The 14,552-nt window shown below is 72.6% G+C and carries 17 protein-coding genes and 1 riboswitch; of the genes, 12 read left to right on the top strand and 5 right to left on the bottom strand.

What is annotated here, in order from left to right; genetic code table 11:
• Positions 1-25: 25 nt before the first annotated feature.
• The gene (locus ACIQGV_RS06530) at positions 26-313 is read right to left on the bottom strand and encodes a type II toxin-antitoxin system Phd/YefM family antitoxin (RefSeq protein WP_402491356.1); all 288 of its coding nucleotides are present in this window, start codon (positions 311-313) and stop codon (positions 26-28) included.
• 71 nt (positions 314-384) lie between these two features.
• Here ACIQGV_RS06530 and ACIQGV_RS06525 point away from each other — a divergent pair, with 71 nt between their 5' ends.
• From ACIQGV_RS06525 to ACIQGV_RS06515, 3 genes are all read left to right on the top strand, one after another.
• Positions 385-1,017 (top strand): ATP-dependent Clp protease proteolytic subunit, encoded by a 633-nt coding sequence (locus ACIQGV_RS06525; protein WP_402491353.1) that lies wholly within the window; start codon positions 385-387, stop codon positions 1,015-1,017.
• Positions 1,018-1,024: 7 nt separating this feature from the next.
• Complete coding sequence (locus ACIQGV_RS06520; protein ID WP_402491350.1) at positions 1,025-1,333, top strand: hypothetical protein; 309 nt, start codon at positions 1,025-1,027, stop codon at positions 1,331-1,333.
• Positions 1,334-1,630: 297 nt separating this feature from the next.
• Positions 1,631-1,833: riboswitch (cyclic di-AMP (ydaO/yuaA leader) on the top strand.
• 3 nt (positions 1,834-1,836) lie between these two features.
• Entirely contained in the window at positions 1,837-2,310 is a 474-nt protein-coding gene (locus ACIQGV_RS06515) for a C40 family peptidase (protein ID WP_402491347.1), read from the top strand.
• 95 nt (positions 2,311-2,405) lie between these two features.
• Here ACIQGV_RS06515 and ACIQGV_RS06510 read toward each other — a convergent pair whose 3' ends face one another.
• Entirely contained in the window at positions 2,406-2,864 is a 459-nt protein-coding gene (locus ACIQGV_RS06510) for an ATP-binding protein (RefSeq protein ID WP_402491344.1), read from the bottom strand.
• A 213-nt stretch (positions 2,865-3,077) separates the two neighbouring features.
• On the opposite strand from ACIQGV_RS06510, the gene ACIQGV_RS06505 reads away from it, so the two are divergent.
• Together ACIQGV_RS06505 and ACIQGV_RS06500 are read left to right on the top strand one after the other, a co-directional pair.
• On the top strand, positions 3,078-3,947 hold the full coding sequence (locus tag ACIQGV_RS06505) for a helix-turn-helix domain-containing protein (RefSeq protein ID WP_402491342.1): 870 nt from the start codon (positions 3,078-3,080) through the stop codon (positions 3,945-3,947).
• 9 nt (positions 3,948-3,956) lie between these two features.
• Positions 3,957-4,166, top strand: a complete 210-nt coding sequence (locus tag ACIQGV_RS06500; RefSeq protein WP_402491339.1) for a DUF397 domain-containing protein — start codon at positions 3,957-3,959, stop codon at positions 4,164-4,166.
• 186 nt (positions 4,167-4,352) lie between these two features.
• On the opposite strand, the gene ACIQGV_RS06495 is transcribed toward ACIQGV_RS06500, so the two are convergent.
• Positions 4,353-5,480 carry an 8-amino-7-oxononanoate synthase gene (locus tag ACIQGV_RS06495; RefSeq protein WP_402491336.1) on the bottom strand — a complete coding sequence of 376 codons (1,128 nt, stop codon included), beginning with the start codon at positions 5,478-5,480 and terminating at the stop codon, positions 4,353-4,355.
• 146 nt (positions 5,481-5,626) lie between these two features.
• On the opposite strand from ACIQGV_RS06495, the gene bioB reads away from it, so the two are divergent.
• From bioB to ACIQGV_RS06475, 4 genes are all read left to right on the top strand, one after another.
• Positions 5,627-6,862, top strand: coding sequence for a biotin synthase BioB (gene bioB, locus ACIQGV_RS06490; RefSeq protein ID WP_402491334.1), 1,236 nt, complete (start codon positions 5,627-5,629; stop codon positions 6,860-6,862).
• Positions 6,855-8,135, top strand: coding sequence for an adenosylmethionine--8-amino-7-oxononanoate transaminase (locus ACIQGV_RS06485; RefSeq protein WP_402491331.1), 1,281 nt, complete (start codon positions 6,855-6,857; stop codon positions 8,133-8,135). The genes bioB and ACIQGV_RS06485 overlap by 8 nt, the downstream gene beginning before the upstream one ends.
• A 35-nt stretch (positions 8,136-8,170) precedes the next feature.
• Positions 8,171-8,896 carry a dethiobiotin synthase gene (gene bioD, locus ACIQGV_RS06480; protein WP_402491328.1) on the top strand — a complete coding sequence of 242 codons (726 nt, stop codon included), beginning with the start codon at positions 8,171-8,173 and terminating at the stop codon, positions 8,894-8,896.
• Between the two features lie 120 nt (positions 8,897-9,016).
• Positions 9,017-9,694: a class I SAM-dependent methyltransferase gene (locus tag ACIQGV_RS06475; protein WP_402491325.1), complete on the top strand. Its 678-nt coding sequence runs from the start codon at positions 9,017-9,019 to the stop codon at positions 9,692-9,694.
• An 86-nt stretch (positions 9,695-9,780) separates the two neighbouring features.
• Here ACIQGV_RS06475 and ACIQGV_RS06470 read toward each other — a convergent pair whose 3' ends face one another.
• Together ACIQGV_RS06470 and ACIQGV_RS06465 are read right to left on the bottom strand one after the other, a co-directional pair.
• Complete coding sequence (locus ACIQGV_RS06470) at positions 9,781-10,161, bottom strand: fic family toxin-antitoxin system, toxin component (RefSeq protein WP_402491323.1); 381 nt, start codon at positions 10,159-10,161, stop codon at positions 9,781-9,783.
• A gap of 4 nt (positions 10,162-10,165) precedes the next feature.
• Positions 10,166-10,396 (bottom strand): toxin-antitoxin system HicB family antitoxin, encoded by a 231-nt coding sequence (locus ACIQGV_RS06465; RefSeq protein WP_402491320.1) that lies wholly within the window; start codon positions 10,394-10,396, stop codon positions 10,166-10,168.
• A gap of 137 nt (positions 10,397-10,533) precedes the next feature.
• On the opposite strand from ACIQGV_RS06465, the gene ACIQGV_RS06460 reads away from it, so the two are divergent.
• The 3 genes from ACIQGV_RS06460 (at position 10,534) to ACIQGV_RS06450 (ending at position 14,450) form a co-directional block, all read left to right on the top strand.
• Positions 10,534-11,361, top strand: a complete 828-nt coding sequence (locus ACIQGV_RS06460; RefSeq protein WP_402491317.1) for an ABC transporter ATP-binding protein — start codon at positions 10,534-10,536, stop codon at positions 11,359-11,361.
• A gap of 4 nt (positions 11,362-11,365) precedes the next feature.
• The gene (locus ACIQGV_RS06455) at positions 11,366-13,939 is read left to right on the top strand and encodes an FtsX-like permease family protein (protein ID WP_402491316.1); all 2,574 of its coding nucleotides are present in this window, start codon (positions 11,366-11,368) and stop codon (positions 13,937-13,939) included.
• Between the two features lie 85 nt (positions 13,940-14,024).
• The gene (locus tag ACIQGV_RS06450) at positions 14,025-14,450 is read left to right on the top strand and encodes a GNAT family N-acetyltransferase (RefSeq protein WP_402491313.1); all 426 of its coding nucleotides are present in this window, start codon (positions 14,025-14,027) and stop codon (positions 14,448-14,450) included.
• The last annotated feature ends 102 nt before the right edge of the window (positions 14,451-14,552 follow it).

Here is a 14,552-nt window from a genome sequence, read left to right as displayed (position 1 = left end):
GGGCCCGGGACCCGAGGCCCGGAAGCTAGGAGGGGCCCGGGGCCCGGTGCTCCGCCGTGATGCCGAAGCGGTGCTGCTCCCGGGGCGCCGACGCGGCCTCACGCACCGCGGACAAGGCCGACACGGCACCGGCCACCCGCTCCTCGGCCGGGGCGTCCAGCGCGTCGAGCCGCTCCAGATCGGCGGCCGAGACCAGGGCGACCAGGGGCTTGCCGTGACGGGTGACGACGACGCGCTCACCGCCGTACACCACGCGGTTGATGAGGTCGGCGAGCTCGGCCCGGGCTTGCGTCACCGGGATCTCGTAGGCCATGCCCCCTACGTTACGTCATGTACGTCCTGTACATTTTTCACAGAGCATCCCCGCCGAGGGAGACGTGAGCCATGACCCGACCGTCCGCCCGCCATGTCCTGCCCGGGCTCACCGGGGGCACGAGCCTCGGACCACGCACCCGGGACCCGTACGCGAAGCTGATGGAAGAACAGATCGTCATGCCGGGCACGCCGCTCGACGACACCGCGGCGAACGACGTGACGGCGCAGTTCATGCACCTGGAGCACAAGGGCCCCGACGGCATCTCCCTGTACGTCAACTCGCCGGGCGGCCCGTTCGGCCCCATGACGGCCGTCCACGACACGATGCCGCACGTCGCCCGCGACGTGGAGACGGTCCGCCCGGGCCGGGCCGGCACGTCCGCCGCGGTCCCGCCGGCGGCCGGCACCCCGGGCAAGCGGTACGCCCTCCCGGGCGCCCGCACGGTGCTCCGTCAGCCCGCCCTGCCGGAACCGCCGGAGGGGCGGGCCGGCGACCCGGTCATCCGGGCGGAGGAACAGCCGAGGGCGCGGTCCCGGCCGGAGGAGATGCTCGCGCGGCACACCGGGCGGAGCCGGGAGCGGGTGAGCGCGGACATCGGGCACGAGCGGGTCCTCACCGCCCAGGAGGCCCTGGAGCACAGACTGGTGGACCGGATCACCCCGGGCCGTGCGGCCGTCCCCGCTCCCCCGGCCGGAGAGTGAGGCGCCGGTGCTGCCGCCCGAGCTTCCGCCGCTGCCCGCCCTGACCCGGGCGGAGGGCGAGCTGATCGACCGTTACCTGGAGACGGTCGACCTGCTCGGCCGGATCAACCCCGCACACCACGGGGACACCTACCGCGGGCTGCGGGCCGCCCAGGCACTGGTGCGCAAGGCGGCCGAACTGCGTGACGCGCTGGCCCTGATGCATCAGCGGGGCGAGACCGAACTGCACGCGCCCACTCTCGCGCGGGCGCTGCGCGTCCTGGACGGGGAGCGCCGCACGGCGCGTGTCGTGCTGCCCTCGCGCCCCGACGACTGAACGTCCGGACCAGCCGTTAAACGGACCGAATGACGTACCCCCTTCTGGACTACGAATTCATCGTTCTGCGGGACCTTCAAAGTTGCGCGACACGCCCGCCGTTGGGGCGGAGGAATGCGCTCCGGCGCTGGTCCGAGGGGTATTCGCGGTCTTGACAGACGTCCGTCGATCAAGCTGTCCACCCGAACGGGTGAACGGTGAGTAACAACACAAATCCCCGGTTCCGTTGGGTATTTCGGACACTTGTGAGTGAAGATCCCTGTCTGACGACAAGCCCCCGCCACCGCGGCGGGGCGGTCCGGGCGGACGCCGAGTCCTGCCGCCGCCCGGATGACCGGTCGACAGGAGTGGATCGGCAGGAGTGGAGGACCCAGGCATGACGGGTCGCCGGAGCGCATGCTCCGAGCGGTCCTTGGGGTGAAGCCGCCTTCGGGCGGCCGGGCAACTTCGCCAGCCCGAATCCGACAGGTCATCCTTCACAGGCGGCTGACGAAGGGTTGCGCATGACCGCGCAGAATCGTGTCCCGTCGCTCATGGCCCGGGCCGGTACGGCCTCGGCCCTGACCATCGCCGCCGTGGGCGGCTCCCTGGTCATCCCCGGTGTCGCCGCCGAGGCCCAGGCCACCACACCGGCGACGAAGGCGCTCCAGATCGCCGCCTCCAAAAAGGGTTCACCGTACAGCTACGGCGCCACGGGGCCGCACCGGTTCGACTGCTCCGGGCTCACGCTCTACTCGTACAAGAAGGCGGGCAAGTCCCTGCCGCGCACCGCCGCCCAGCAGTACAACAAGACCCGCCACATCTCCGCGAAGAACCGCAGGGCGGGCGACCTGGTGTTCTTCCACTCGGGTTCGAACGTCTACCACGTGGGCATCTACGCCGGGAAGAACAAGCTCTGGCATGCCCCGAAGACCGGTGACGTGGTGAGGCTGCAGAAGATCTGGACGAGCAGCGTCTGGTACGGCCGCGTCAGCTGACCCGTTCCCGGGCGGTACGGCCCCCTGACAGGCCGTCACCGCCCGGGTCCGGCCGCCTGCGCCCCCGGGAGGCACCCGCAGTGCCTCCCGGGGGCTCACGGCTCCTGCTGGCCCGCCGTGGTCACCGGCCGGGCCGGGACGGTCCACGGCAGCTCGATGGAGACCGTCTTCCCGCCCTCGCGCGTGGGGCGCACCCGCAGCCTGCCGCCGCACTCCGCCGCCAGCCAGCGGATGATCACCATGCCGCGGCCGTTGTCCTGCTGCACCGCGGCCGGCAGCCGCTTGGGAAACCTGGGATGGCTGTCGGTGACCCCGATGCGCAGATGCTCGTCACGCTCCAGCAGCATGTCCACCGTGAAGGTGGGCGACTGCCCGAAGGTGTGCTGCACGGCGTTGGTGGCCAGCTCGGAGACGATCAGCCGGATGGTGTCGGCCACGTCCGTGTCCGACGGCAGGCCCCACTCCGCCAGAGTCCCGATGACATACCCACGGGCCGCGGAGACCGAGGCGGGATCGCTCGGCAGAGTGACGGATGCTTCCAGGTGGTCTGCCATGACGACGTCGTCCCTTTCCCACGGGACCGAGGTCCGACAAGGATCGGCTGGTTCGAGTACGGTCCCGGACTGGTGCTTCGTCCGCCAGACTGCCACCAGCGGGCCGGTCCCGGTGCCGATCCACCAAGATATGCATATATCTGTCGCTCGAAGCGGTGAACTCTGCGACGGCAGACCGTATTTGGGTGGCCCGGAAGGAGTAGGGAGTAGCCCATGCAGCACGGTCCCGCGGTACGTCGCCGAAAGCTCGGCGCGGAGCTGCGCGCTCTGCGCGCCCGCACGGGGCTCACCAGCGGCGAGGCGGCCCTTCTGGTGGGCTGGCATCAGTCGAAAGTGAGCCGGATCGAGACGGGCGCGAGTGGCGTGAAACCGTCCGACGTGCGGTTACTCCTGGACGCCTACGGCGTCAGGGACCCCGAGCTGCGCGAACTGCTGCTGATGCTGGCGGGCTCCGACGAGGGAAGCGGCCGGCACCACTGGTGGCACGCCTACCGCGGGGTGCTGCCGCCCGCCTACCGGGACTTCATCAGCCTGGAGTCGCAGGCCAGCGCGATGCGCACCCTGGAGACGTCGGTCGTGCCCGGGCTGCTCCAGACCCCCGAGTACGCCCGCGCGGTGACCCGGTCCACGGTGGGCGGCCTCGACGGTGAGCCGGAGGAGCGGCTGGAGGCCCTGGTGCAGGTGCGGCTGGCCCGGCAGGAGGTGCTGCGGGCGCTGCCGCCGCTGGAGCTGAGCGCGGTGCTGGACGAGGCCGTGCTGCACCGGGAGGTGGGCGGTCCCGAGGTGATGGAACGCCAGGTGGTACGGCTGCTGGAGGCGGCGCGGCTGCCGCAGGTGCGGATCCAGGTGCTGCCCTTCTCCGCGGGGGCGCATGTCGGCATCACCGGGCCTTTCGTTATCTTCTCATTTCCGCGCACCTCCGATCTGGATGTGGTTGTTCTCGACCACATGACGAGTAGCCTCTATCTCGAACGGAAAGAAGACCTGGAGGCATACAGCCATGCCTTCAGCACCCTTCAGGAACACGCCCTTTCACCCGAGGACTCGTTGGATTACATCGCCGGGACAGTTGACGGCGCATAGGGAGGCACCATGACTGCACTGCCTCGGAACGTACCCTCCAGTAATCGGCTGCACGGCGCGCGATGGCTGCGCAGCAGCTACAGCACGGGAGCGAACAACTGCGTCGAGACGGCCCGCTGGGCGGGCCGTCTCGCCGTGCGCGACTCGAAGAGGCCGGAAGGACCCGCGCTGCTCTTCTCCCCCGAGAGCTGGGCGGGTTTCACGGCCGCATTCCACTGACGGCCGTTCCCGGCCGTCCGGAAACCGATGGTTCCGAAACGGGCCGACGGTTCCGAAACGGATCGCCCCGAGACCGGCCATTAGACCGGTCGTTCTGAAACCGATCGTTCTGGAAACGGGGCGATTCTGAATACCGATCAATTCTGAAAACGGATCATTTCAGGAACACGGCCGTGGAACGCCGACTCACGGTCGCGTCTCGCCGATCACCCGTACAGCGCGTTCGATCTGTTCCCCGGAGAGGTCCGCACGGGCGGTCAGCCGCAGCCGGGAGATGCCGTCCGGCACGGAGGGCGGGCGGAAGCAGCCCACCGCCAGACCCGCCGAGCGGCAGTCCGCCGCCCATTGCACGGCCTGCTCCGGGGACGGAGCCCGCACCGAGACCACCGCCGCGTCCGGCCGTACCGCCTGATGGCCCTCGGCCGTCAGCCGGGCGTGCAGTTCGGCCGCGACCTCGCGCGCCCGCGCCGCCCGCTCGGGCTCGCGGCGCAGCAGCCGCAGCGCGGCCAGCGCCGCCCCGGCCGCCGCGGGGGCGAGCCCGGTGTCGAAGATGAAGGTCCGGGCCGCGTTGACCAGGTGGTCGATCACCCGTGCGGGTCCGAGCACCGCGCCGCCCTGGCTGCCCAGGGACTTCGACAGGGTGAGCGTCACCACGACGTCCTCGGCGCCCGCCAGACCGGCCGCGTGTGCCGCGCCGCGCCCCCCGTCGCCGAGCACGCCGAAGCCGTGCGCGTCGTCCACCACCAGGCCGGCGCCGTGCTCCCGGCACGCCTCGGCGTAGGCGGCGAGCGGGGCCGCGTCACCGTCGACCGAGAAGACCGTGTCGGACACCGTGACGGCGGGGCCGTCGTGCGTGCCCAGGGCCTTGCGGACGGCGTCCGGGTCGGCGTGCCCGACGACCTGGGTGACGCCCCGGGCCAGCCGGCAGCCGTCGATGAGGGAGGCGTGGTTGCCCGCGTCGGACACGATCAGCGAGCCGTGCGGGGCCAGGGCCGTGACCGCGGCCAGGTTGGCGGCGTAGCCGGAGGAGAACACCAGCGCCGCCTCGAAGCCGCAGAAGTCCGCCAGCTCGCGCTCCAGCTCGGTGTGCAGCTCGGTCGTACCGGTCACCAGCCGGGAGCCCGTCGCGCCGCCTCCCCACCGGGCCGCGGCCCGGGCCGCGCCGTCGGTGACCTCCGGATGCCGGGCCAGGCCCAGGTAGTCGTTGCTCGCGAGGTCCAGCAGCGGCGACTCGGCGGGGCGGGGGCGAAGGGTCCGGACGAGTCCGGCGCGGCGGCGCGCCCGAGCCGACTCGTCGATCCAGCCGAACGCCATGGGCCCTCCGGTGTTTTGTAGGCAGTGGACAGACACTAGCTGCACGAACGTCCACCCACGGTGTGGCAATACCCACACGCCGAAGAGCCTTCGTTGTGCGAAGCCTCCTTGGCCCGGGGCGCTCCCTTAGGACAGGATCGGCTCTCATGGATCTGCTGAACACGCTGGTGGACAAGGGGCTTCGGCGCGAGCTGCCGACCCGCGAGGAAGCGCTCGCCGTACTGGCCACGTCCGACGACGAACTGCTCGACGTGGTGGCCGCGGCCGGCAAGGTGCGCCGTCACTGGTTCGGGCGGCGCGTGAAACTCAACTACCTGGTCAACCTGAAGTCCGGTCTGTGTCCCGAGGACTGCTCCTACTGCTCCCAGCGGCTCGGCTCCAAGGCCGAGATCCTCAAGTACACCTGGCTCAAGCCCGACGAGGCGTCCCAGGCGGCCGCCGCGGGTCTGGCCGGCGGCGCCAAGCGGGTCTGCCTGGTGGCCAGCGGCCGCGGTCCGACCGACCGTGACGTGGACCGGGTGTCGGAGACGATCAAGGCGATCAAGGACCGGAGCGAGGACGTCGAGGTGTGCGCGTGCCTCGGTCTGCTCTCCGACGGCCAGGCCGAGCGGCTGCGCGACGCGGGCGCCGACGCCTACAACCACAACCTCAACACGTCCGAGGGGACGTACGGGGACATCACGACCACGCACACCTACGCCGACCGCGTGGACACCGTGCAGAAGGCGCACGCGGCGGGCCTGTCGGCCTGCTCGGGCCTGATCGCGGGCATGGGCGAGAGCGACGAGGACCTGGTCGACGTCGTGTACTCGCTGCGTGAGCTGGACCCGGACTCGGTGCCGGTCAACTTCCTGATCCCGTTCGAGGGCACGCCGCTGGCCAAGGAGTGGAACCTCACCCCGCAGCGCTGCCTGCGCATCCTGGCGATGGTCCGGTTCGTCTGCCCGGACGTGGAGGTCCGTATCGCGGGCGGCCGCGAGGTCCATCTGCGCACGATGCAGCCGCTCGCGCTGAACCTGGCCAACTCGATCTTCCTGGGCGACTACCTCACCAGCGAGGGCCAGGCGGGCAGGGCCGACCTGGAGATGATCGCCGACGCCGGCTTCGAGGTGGAGGGTGCCGGAGAGGTGACGCTGCCTGAGCACCGCGTCTCCGAGGGCGGCGGCTGCGGCTCCCACGGGGCGCCGGCGGGCTGCGGCTCCCACGAGGGCGGCGCCGGCTGCGGTTCGCACGAGGGCGGCGGGATCTGCGGCTCCGCCTCCGTGCCGGGCGCCGCCGCCGGGTCCGCGCCTGCCGCCGTTCCCCCGGGCAACGAACCGCGCCCGGACCTCGTCGCCGTCCGCCGGCGCGGCGCCGGGACGGACCTCGCGCCCAATGCCTGAGTTCAGCGTGCCCGAACTGCTGGAACTGGACCGGCGGCACGTCTGGCACCCGTACGGACCGATGCCCGGCACGGCGGAGCCCCTGGTCGTGGAGTCGGCGAGCGGGGTCCGGCTGCGGCTCGCCGACGGTTCGGGCGAACTGGTCGACGGCATGTCGTCCTGGTGGGCGGCCATCCACGGCTACCGTCACCCGGCACTCGACGAGGCCGTGCAGGAGCAGCTCGGGCGGATGAGCCATGTGATGTTCGGCGGGCTCACGCACGAGCCCGCCGTACGACTGGCGAAGCGCCTTGTCGACATGTCACCCGACGGTCTGGAGCATGTGTTCCTCTCCGACTCCGGCTCGGTGGCGGTCGAGGTCGCGGTGAAGATGTGCCTGCAGTACTGGCGCTCGCTGGGCCGCCCCGGGAAGCAGCGGCTGCTCACCTGGCGGGGCGGCTACCACGGGGACACCTGGCAGCCGATGGCGGTGTGCGACCCCGATGGCGGGATGCACACGCTGTGGTCGGGCGTCCTGCCCCGCCAGGTGTTCGTCGACGCCCCGCCCGCCGGGTACGAGGAGGCGTACGCCGATCTGCTGCGCTCGGCGATCGCGGAGCACGCCGACGAGCTCGCCGCGGTGATCGTCGAGCCGGTGGTGCAGGGCGCGGGTGGGATGCGCTTCCACTCCCCCGCCTATCTGCGGGTGCTGCGCGAGGCGTGCGACGCGCACGACGTGCTGCTGGTCTTCGACGAGATCGCGACCGGCTTCGGCCGTACGGGCGCGCTGTTCGCCGCGGACCACGCGGGGGTGACGCCGGACGTGATGTGCCTGGGCAAGGCGCTGACCGGCGGCTACCTCAGCATGGCGGCGACCCTGTGCACCCCGCGCGTGGCCGACGGGATCTCCCGGGGCGAGGTGCCGGTGCTGGCGCACGGACCGACCTTCATGGGCAACCCGCTGGCGTCCGCAGTGGCCTGCGCCTCGCTGGACCTGCTGCTCGGGCAGGACTGGGCCCTGGAGGTCAAGCGGGTCGAGACGGGCCTGCGCGACGGTCTCGCCCCCGCGGCGGAGCTGCCGGGGGTGCGTGAGGTGCGCGTGCTCGGCGCGATCGGCGTCGTCCAGCTCGACCACCCGGTCGACATGGCGGCGGCCACCCGGGCCGCGGTGCGCGAGGGCGTGTGGCTGCGGCCGTTCCGCGACCTGATCTACACGATGCCGCCCTACGTCACCGGGGACGAGGACGTGGCGCGGATCGCGCGGGCGGTGTGCGCCGCCGCGCGCGAGGGATGACGCGAAGGACGAACGGAAGGGACGGGAAGGACGACATGCCGGTCCTGATGATCACAGGCACGGGCACCGAGGTCGGCAAGACGGTCACGACCGCGGCGGTGGCCGCCGCGGCGGCCGCGGCCGGCCGCTCGGTCGCCGTGCTGAAGGCGGCGCAGACGGGCGTACGGCCGGACGAGCGCGGGGACGCCGCCGAGGTGGTGCGGCTCGCGGGCGAGCTGACGACGGCCGAACTGGCCCGTTACCCGGAGCCGCTGGCCCCGGCGACGGCCGCGCGGCGGGCCGGACGTGCTCCGGTGCGGCCGGGCGAGATCGCCGAGGCCGCCGCGAAGCTGGCCGCCGAGCACGACCTGGTGCTGGTCGAGGGCGCGGGCGGGCTGCTGGTGCGGTTCGACGACGAGGGCGGCACGCTGGCGGACGCGGCCGCGCTGCTGGACGCGCCGGTGCTGGTGGTCGTCACGGCGGGCCTGGGCACGCTGAACACCACCGAGCTGACGGCGCGTGAACTGCGGCGCCGCGGTCTGGACCTGGCCGGTCTGGTCGTCGGCAGCTGGCCCGCCGAGGCCGACCTGGCCTCCCGCTGCAACCTGGCCGACCTGCCGGAGGTGGCCGGCGCTCCCCTGCTCGGCGCGCTGCCCGCGGGCGCGGGTGCCCTTGCGCCGGACGCCTTCCGCGCGTCGGCTCCGGGCTGGCTGGTGCGGGAGCTGGACGGGACCTGGGACGCGGACGCCTTCGCGGCACGCTGGGCGGCGCCCCCGCTCTGAGAACCGCCCGGGGCCGCCCGCCGGTGCGGGAGCCCGGCCCGGATGCTGTCACCGGTGTGGGTGCACGGGCCCGCGGCGGGGCACAATCGCGGTAAGGAGCGTCCTGCGAGGGAGGTCCTCATGCCGCTGTGGCCCGCAACCGCCGCCGGACCGGCGCGGGATCCCGTGCACCACCCGCTGTTCGCCCGCTACTACGCGCGGGCCAGTGTGGCCGCCGAGACCCGGATGGGCATGGCCGGCGTACGCGCCCGGCTGCTGTCCGGACTGTCCGGGCGGGTGCTGGAGGTGGGCGCGGGCAACGGCCTGAACTTCGCGCACTATCCGGGCACCGTCGCGGAGGTGGTCGGCATCGAACCGGAGCGGCTGCTGCGGCGGTTGGCCGTGGAGTCGGCGGTCCGCGCCGGTGTGCCGGTCGACGTGGTGCCGGGAACCGCGGAGGCGCTGCCGGTCAAGAGCGAGGCGTTCGACGCGGTCGTGCTGTCGCTGGTGCTGTGCAGCGTCCGGGACGTGCCACGGGCTCTGGGCGAGGTGCGGCGGGTGCTGAGGCCGGGCGGCCAGGTACGGTTCTTCGAGCACGGGCGAGGCGGCGGCCGGGCCATGACGGCCACCCAGCGCGTCCTGGACCGCACCGTGTGGCCGCGTCTGAGCGGCGGCTGTCATCTGGCCCGGGACCCGGTGGCCGCGCTGCGGGACGCCGGGTTCGAACTGGGTCCGTACCGCAGGCTGCTGATACCGGAGAAAGGCCCGGTGCTGCCGGCGTCGTACTGCGTGCTCGGCACGGCCTGGCGGCCCGCGTAGGCCCCTCGGTCCGGTGCGCCCCGGCTCCCCCGCCCCAGACTCAGGGCCTCAAGCCCAGCTCCTCAGGTCCTCAGGTCCTCAGGTCCTCAGGCTTCAAGGCTCCACTGGCGCAGTTCGTCGGCGATGTCGTGGACGGACGCCTCGCCGTCCTTGACCAGGCGGGCGAGGTCGCGGACCTGTTCGGGCGAGGTGACCACCTTCATGCCGCTGGCGACGAGATACGCGTAGGCGACGGCGCAGGCGAACAGGGCGTTGGAGCGTTCCAGCGCCGGGCAGTGGATGAGGAGCTGGAGCAGCGCCGCGGCCCGGGCCTGCGGGGAGTCGTACACGGGCACGTCGAATATCTCGGCCTCATGGCGTGCGACGGCGGCGACGAGCGCGCCCCAGTCGGTGACCTGGGGGTCGCCCGGGGTGTACTGCTCGGCGAGCATCAGCAGCCACGCGAGGTCGATCCTGAGGTGGCTCAACGGCTCAGTGACGGCCTTCGCGCTTCTGTTCGCCGAACTCCTCGGCGAAGACGGACTCGTAGCTCTTCATGAAGTCGGCGGCGGCCTCCACGAAGGTGTGGCCCACCTCGCCGGTGTCCTGCCGGACCAGCTCCTCGATGTAGCGGTTGACGCTCATCCCGCGGGCCAGGGCGCGCTCGCGCGCCGCGCGGGCCGTGCCCTCGTCCACGCGGACGTTCAGCTGGGTCTTCGCCATACTCCGAAGCTAGCGCCGGTCCGCTAGCACCCGCAAGGGGCACGCCCAGGGGGAAAGGGATACCGGGCGTGCGCCGGATCACACTAGGCTCGGCCGCGGCAAGGAAGTGCCCGATGTCCCCGACCGAGGAGGCGGCCTTGTCCACACCTGCTGCGGAGCACGCTCCCGGCCTGGCGTCGGCCGACGGGATCGCCGCGCGCGCCCGGAGTCTGACCAAGGCGTACGGCTCGGGCGAGACGGCCGTGCTCGCCCTCGACTCGGTGGACGCGGACATCGCGCGCGGCCGGTTCACCGCCGTGATGGGCCCGTCGGGCTCGGGGAAGTCCACGCTGATGCACTGCCTGGCCGGGCTCGACAACGTCTCGGCGGGCCAGGTGTGGCTCGGCGACACCGAGATCACCGGGCTGCGCGAGCGGGAGCTGACCCGGCTGCGCCGGGACCGGATCGGCTTCATGTTCCAGTCGTTCAACCTCATCCCGACGCTGAACGCGCTGGAGAACATCACCCTTCCGATGGACATCGCCGGCCAGAAGCCGGACCCCGCGTGGCTCGACCGGGTCATCGACACGCTCGGCCTGCGCGCCCGGCTGAAGCACCGGCCGGCGCAGTTGTCGGGCGGCCAGCAGCAGCGCGTCGCGTGCGCCCGGGCGCTGGCGTCCCGGCCCGAGCTGATCTTCGCGGACGAGCCGACCGGCAATCTGGACTCGCGGGCGGGTCTGGAGGTGCTGGGCTTTCTGCGCGAGGCGGTGGACACCCTCGGGCAGACCGTCGTCATGGTGACCCACGACCCGGGCGCCGCCGCCCACTCCGACCTGGTGCTGTTCCTGGCGGACGGGCGGATCGTCGACGAGATGCGGCAGCCGACGGCGGACGCGGTGCTGGAGCGGATGAAACGCTTCGACGTGACCCGCAGGACGGCGGAGGACGCTCCGGGCGACGCCGCCACGGCCGCCGAGGAGGCATGAATCCGTGCTCAAGGCGACGCTGCGCAGCTTCCTCGCCCACAAGGGGCGGCTGCTGCTGTCCGCTCTGGCCGTCGTCCTGTCCGTGGCGTTCGTCGCGGGCAGTCTGATCTTCTCCGACACCGTCAGCCGTACGTTCGACCGGCTCTTCGCGTCCACGGCCTCCGATGTGACGATCAGCCCGGGCGAGACGCTGGACGAGGCCGTGCCCTCCGGGTTCACCCCGACGCTGCCGGCCGCGCTCGCACAGCGGGTGAGACGGGTCGACGGCGTCGCCGACGCCCGGGTGGACGTGAACGTCAACGGCATCACGGTCGTCGACGCCGACCACGAGTCGGTGGGGCCGACGACCGGTGCCCCGACGGTCGGCACCGACTGGAACCCCACCGCGCGCAGCCCCGTGGAGCTCACCTCGGGCCGTGCCCCGCGCGGCCCGTCCGAGGCGCTGCTGGACTCGGAGTCGGCCGACCGCAAGGACGTCGCGATCAGCGACACGCTCACCGTGATCGCCGCGCCGGGCTCCTTCGACGTGAAGGTCGTCGGCATCGTCACCTTCACCACCACCAACCCCGGCGCCACCCTGCTGTTCCTGGATCCGCCGGCCGCGCAGACCCGGCTGCTGGGCGACGCCGAGGCCGCCACCGGCATCGACGTCGACGCGGCCGACGGGGTGAGCGACACCGAGCTCAAGCGCCGGGTCGCCGCCGCGCTCGGCGACAGCGGCACCGCCTACGAGCTGCGCACGGCCGAGGAGCAGGCGAAGTCGGACGTCGACGCGCTCGGCGGGTTCCTCGACGTCATCAAGTACGTGATGCTCGGGTTCGCGGGGATCGCCGTCCTGGTGGGTGTGTTCCTGATCGTCAACACCTTCTCGATGCTGATCGCCCAGCGCACGCGTGAGCTGGGGCTGCTGCGGGCGCTCGGCGCCGACCGGCGTCAGGTGCGGCGCTCGGTGCTGGCGGAGGCGCTGCTGCTCGGCCTGATCGGCTCCACGCTGGGCCTGGCCGCCGGCATCGGCCTCGCGGCGGGGCTGATCGAGCTGATGGGCCTGCTCGGGATGAACATCAGGGCCGCCGAGATGGTGGTCGGCTGGGGCACGCCCGTCGCGGCGTACGTCGTCGGCGTGGGCGTCACCTTCGTCGCCGCCTACCTCCCGGCCCGCCGTGCGGCCACGGTCTCCCCGATGGCGGCGCTCGCGGACGCCGAGATCGCCGGGGTGGGGCGGCCTCTGAAGGTGCGCGCGGTGGCCGGTGCGGTCGTCGGGGCGGCCGGTGCGGCGGCCCTGACGGGCTGTGCGCTGTCCTCGCGCACGGCGTCGGCGGCGTCCCTGCTGGGCCTCGGTGTGGTCCTGACCCTGGTGGCCATGGTGATCGCCGGCCCGCTGCTGGTGCGCCCGGTGATCCGCGTCCTCGGGGCGGGTTTCCCCGCGCTGTTCGGACCGGTCGGGCGGATGAGCCAGCGCAACGCCCTGCGCAATCCCCGCCGTACGGGCGCCACGGCGGCCGCGCTGATGGTGGGGCTCGCGCTGGTGGGCGGGATGTCCGTGGCGAGCGCGTCGATGACGAAGTCCTTCGACCAGCAGATCGACAGGACGCTCGGCGCCGACTACGTGGTGCAGAACAGCAACTTCGTGCCCTTCCCGGCGGAGGTCACCGACAAGGTGCGCGCCACCGAGGGTGTCGGCGCGGTGGTGCGCGCGCGGTTCACCCCGGTCGCCGTGCGCCTGCCCGACGGCGACCGCGTCGAGACGACGGCGGTCGGCTACGACCCGCGGCTGGACGAGGTCGCCCACCTCACCTACGCGCAGGGCGACACCGCGGCCGCCCTCGCGGACGGGCACCTCGCGATGGACCTCGGCTTCGCGCGCGACCACGGCGTACGCCTCGGCACCGTGCTGCCCGTGGAGTTCCGCGGCGGACGCACCGCCGAGCTGACCGTGGGCGCGCTGACCGACCAGGAGTCCGCCGAGGGCTTCGGCACCCAGGGCGGGATCTACTTCGGCCTGGCCACCCTGGAGCGGTACGCGCCGGGCGGCCAGGACTCGGTGCTCTACGTCAACGGCGGCACGGGCACGGACGACGACGCCCTGCGCGCGGCGCTGGAGCGGACGCTGGACCCGTACCCCCAGGTCCAGGTGCGTGACCTGGCCGACTACAAGCAGCTCGTCCACGACCAGATCGCGGTGCTGCTGTATCTCGTCTACGCCCTGCTGGGACTGGCGATCGTGATCGCGGTGCTCGGCGTGGTCAACACGCTGGCCCTGTCGGTCGTGGAGCGCACCCGGGAGATCGGCCTGCTGCGGGCGATCGGGCTGGGGCGGCGTCAGCTGCGGCGGATGATCCGGCTGGAGTCGGTGGTCATCGCCGTGTTCGGCGCCCTGCTGGGGATCGCGCTCGGTCTGGTGTGGGGGGTGTGCATACAGCAGGTCCTGGCGTTGCAGGGGATGACGGCGCTGGCGATCCCGTGGGGCACGATCCTGGCGGTGATGATCGGCTCCGCGGTCGTCGGCGTGGTGGCGGCCCTGCTGCCGGCGCTGCGCGCCTCGCGGATGAACGTGCTGGCGGCGATCGCCCACGACTGAGGTCCGCCGAGGCCGGCCGGTCCCGGCCGGCGTCCGCATGCTGGAATGCACCGTCGGCCGCGGACCCGCGTGATGTGATCACCTCATGACCGACCTGCGGATACGGGCCGCGACGCCCGACGATCTCGACGCCGTGCTCGCCTTCTGGAAGACGGCGGCCGAGGGGACCAGCATCAGTGACGACCGCGCCGGGGTGGAGCGGCTCGTGGAACGGGATCCCGGTGCGCTGCTGCTGGCTGAGGAGGGCGGCGAGCTGGCGGGCACGGTGATCGCCGGCTTCGACGGCTGGCGCTGCCATCTGTACCGGCTGGCGGTGCACCCGCGGCGGCGCCGCCGCGGCATCGGCTCGGCCCTGCTCGCGGCGGCCGAGGAGCGCTTCGCAGGGCTCGGCGGGCGGCGCGCGGACGCAATGGTGCTGACCCGCAACGAACAGGCGCACCATGCCTGGCGCGCGGCCGGGTACACGCCCCAGGAACAGTGGCTGCGCTGGGTGAAGCCCCTCACCGGCTGAGCCGCTTTGCCGACCCTTTACCATTGGGGGATCACTCCGGTCCCCTGGTACGGGGACCGTCCGGTTCTCCCACGAAAGGTGTGAGCGTCCGCCCATGGGCGA

Origin of the sequence: Streptomyces sp. NPDC093094, assembly GCF_044754345.1 — a bacterium.
GTDB lineage: Bacteria > Actinomycetota > Actinomycetes > Streptomycetales > Streptomycetaceae > Streptomyces.
Note: the sequence above shows the minus strand (reverse complement) of the source record. Positions and strands in the feature narration are given on the sequence as shown.

Bases quoted from the DNA above. Each gene is read 5' to 3' on its own strand.
- ACIQGV_RS06530 (WP_402491356.1), bottom strand. From the start codon at position 313: ATGGCCTACGAGATCCCGGTGACGCAAGCCCGGGCCGAGCTCGCCGAC.
- ACIQGV_RS06525 (WP_402491353.1), top strand. From the start codon at position 385: ATGACCCGACCGTCCGCCCGCCATGTCCTGCCCGGGCTCACCGGGGGC.
- ACIQGV_RS06515 (WP_402491347.1), top strand. From the start codon at position 1,837: ATGACCGCGCAGAATCGTGTCCCGTCGCTCATGGCCCGGGCCGGTACG.
- ACIQGV_RS06510 (WP_402491344.1), bottom strand. From the start codon at position 2,864: ATGGCAGACCACCTGGAAGCATCCGTCACTCTGCCGAGCGATCCCGCC.
- ACIQGV_RS06505 (WP_402491342.1), top strand. From the start codon at position 3,078: ATGCAGCACGGTCCCGCGGTACGTCGCCGAAAGCTCGGCGCGGAGCTG.
- ACIQGV_RS06500 (WP_402491339.1), top strand. From the start codon at position 3,957: ATGACTGCACTGCCTCGGAACGTACCCTCCAGTAATCGGCTGCACGGC.
- ACIQGV_RS06495 (WP_402491336.1), bottom strand. From the start codon at position 5,480: ATGGCGTTCGGCTGGATCGACGAGTCGGCTCGGGCGCGCCGCCGCGCC.
- bioB (WP_402491334.1), top strand. From the start codon at position 5,627: ATGGATCTGCTGAACACGCTGGTGGACAAGGGGCTTCGGCGCGAGCTG.
- ACIQGV_RS06485 (WP_402491331.1), top strand. From the start codon at position 6,855: ATGCCTGAGTTCAGCGTGCCCGAACTGCTGGAACTGGACCGGCGGCAC.
- bioD (WP_402491328.1), top strand. From the start codon at position 8,171: ATGCCGGTCCTGATGATCACAGGCACGGGCACCGAGGTCGGCAAGACG.
- ACIQGV_RS06475 (WP_402491325.1), top strand. From the start codon at position 9,017: ATGCCGCTGTGGCCCGCAACCGCCGCCGGACCGGCGCGGGATCCCGTG.
- ACIQGV_RS06465 (WP_402491320.1), bottom strand. From the start codon at position 10,396: ATGGCGAAGACCCAGCTGAACGTCCGCGTGGACGAGGGCACGGCCCGC.
- ACIQGV_RS06450 (WP_402491313.1), top strand. From the start codon at position 14,025: ATGACCGACCTGCGGATACGGGCCGCGACGCCCGACGATCTCGACGCC.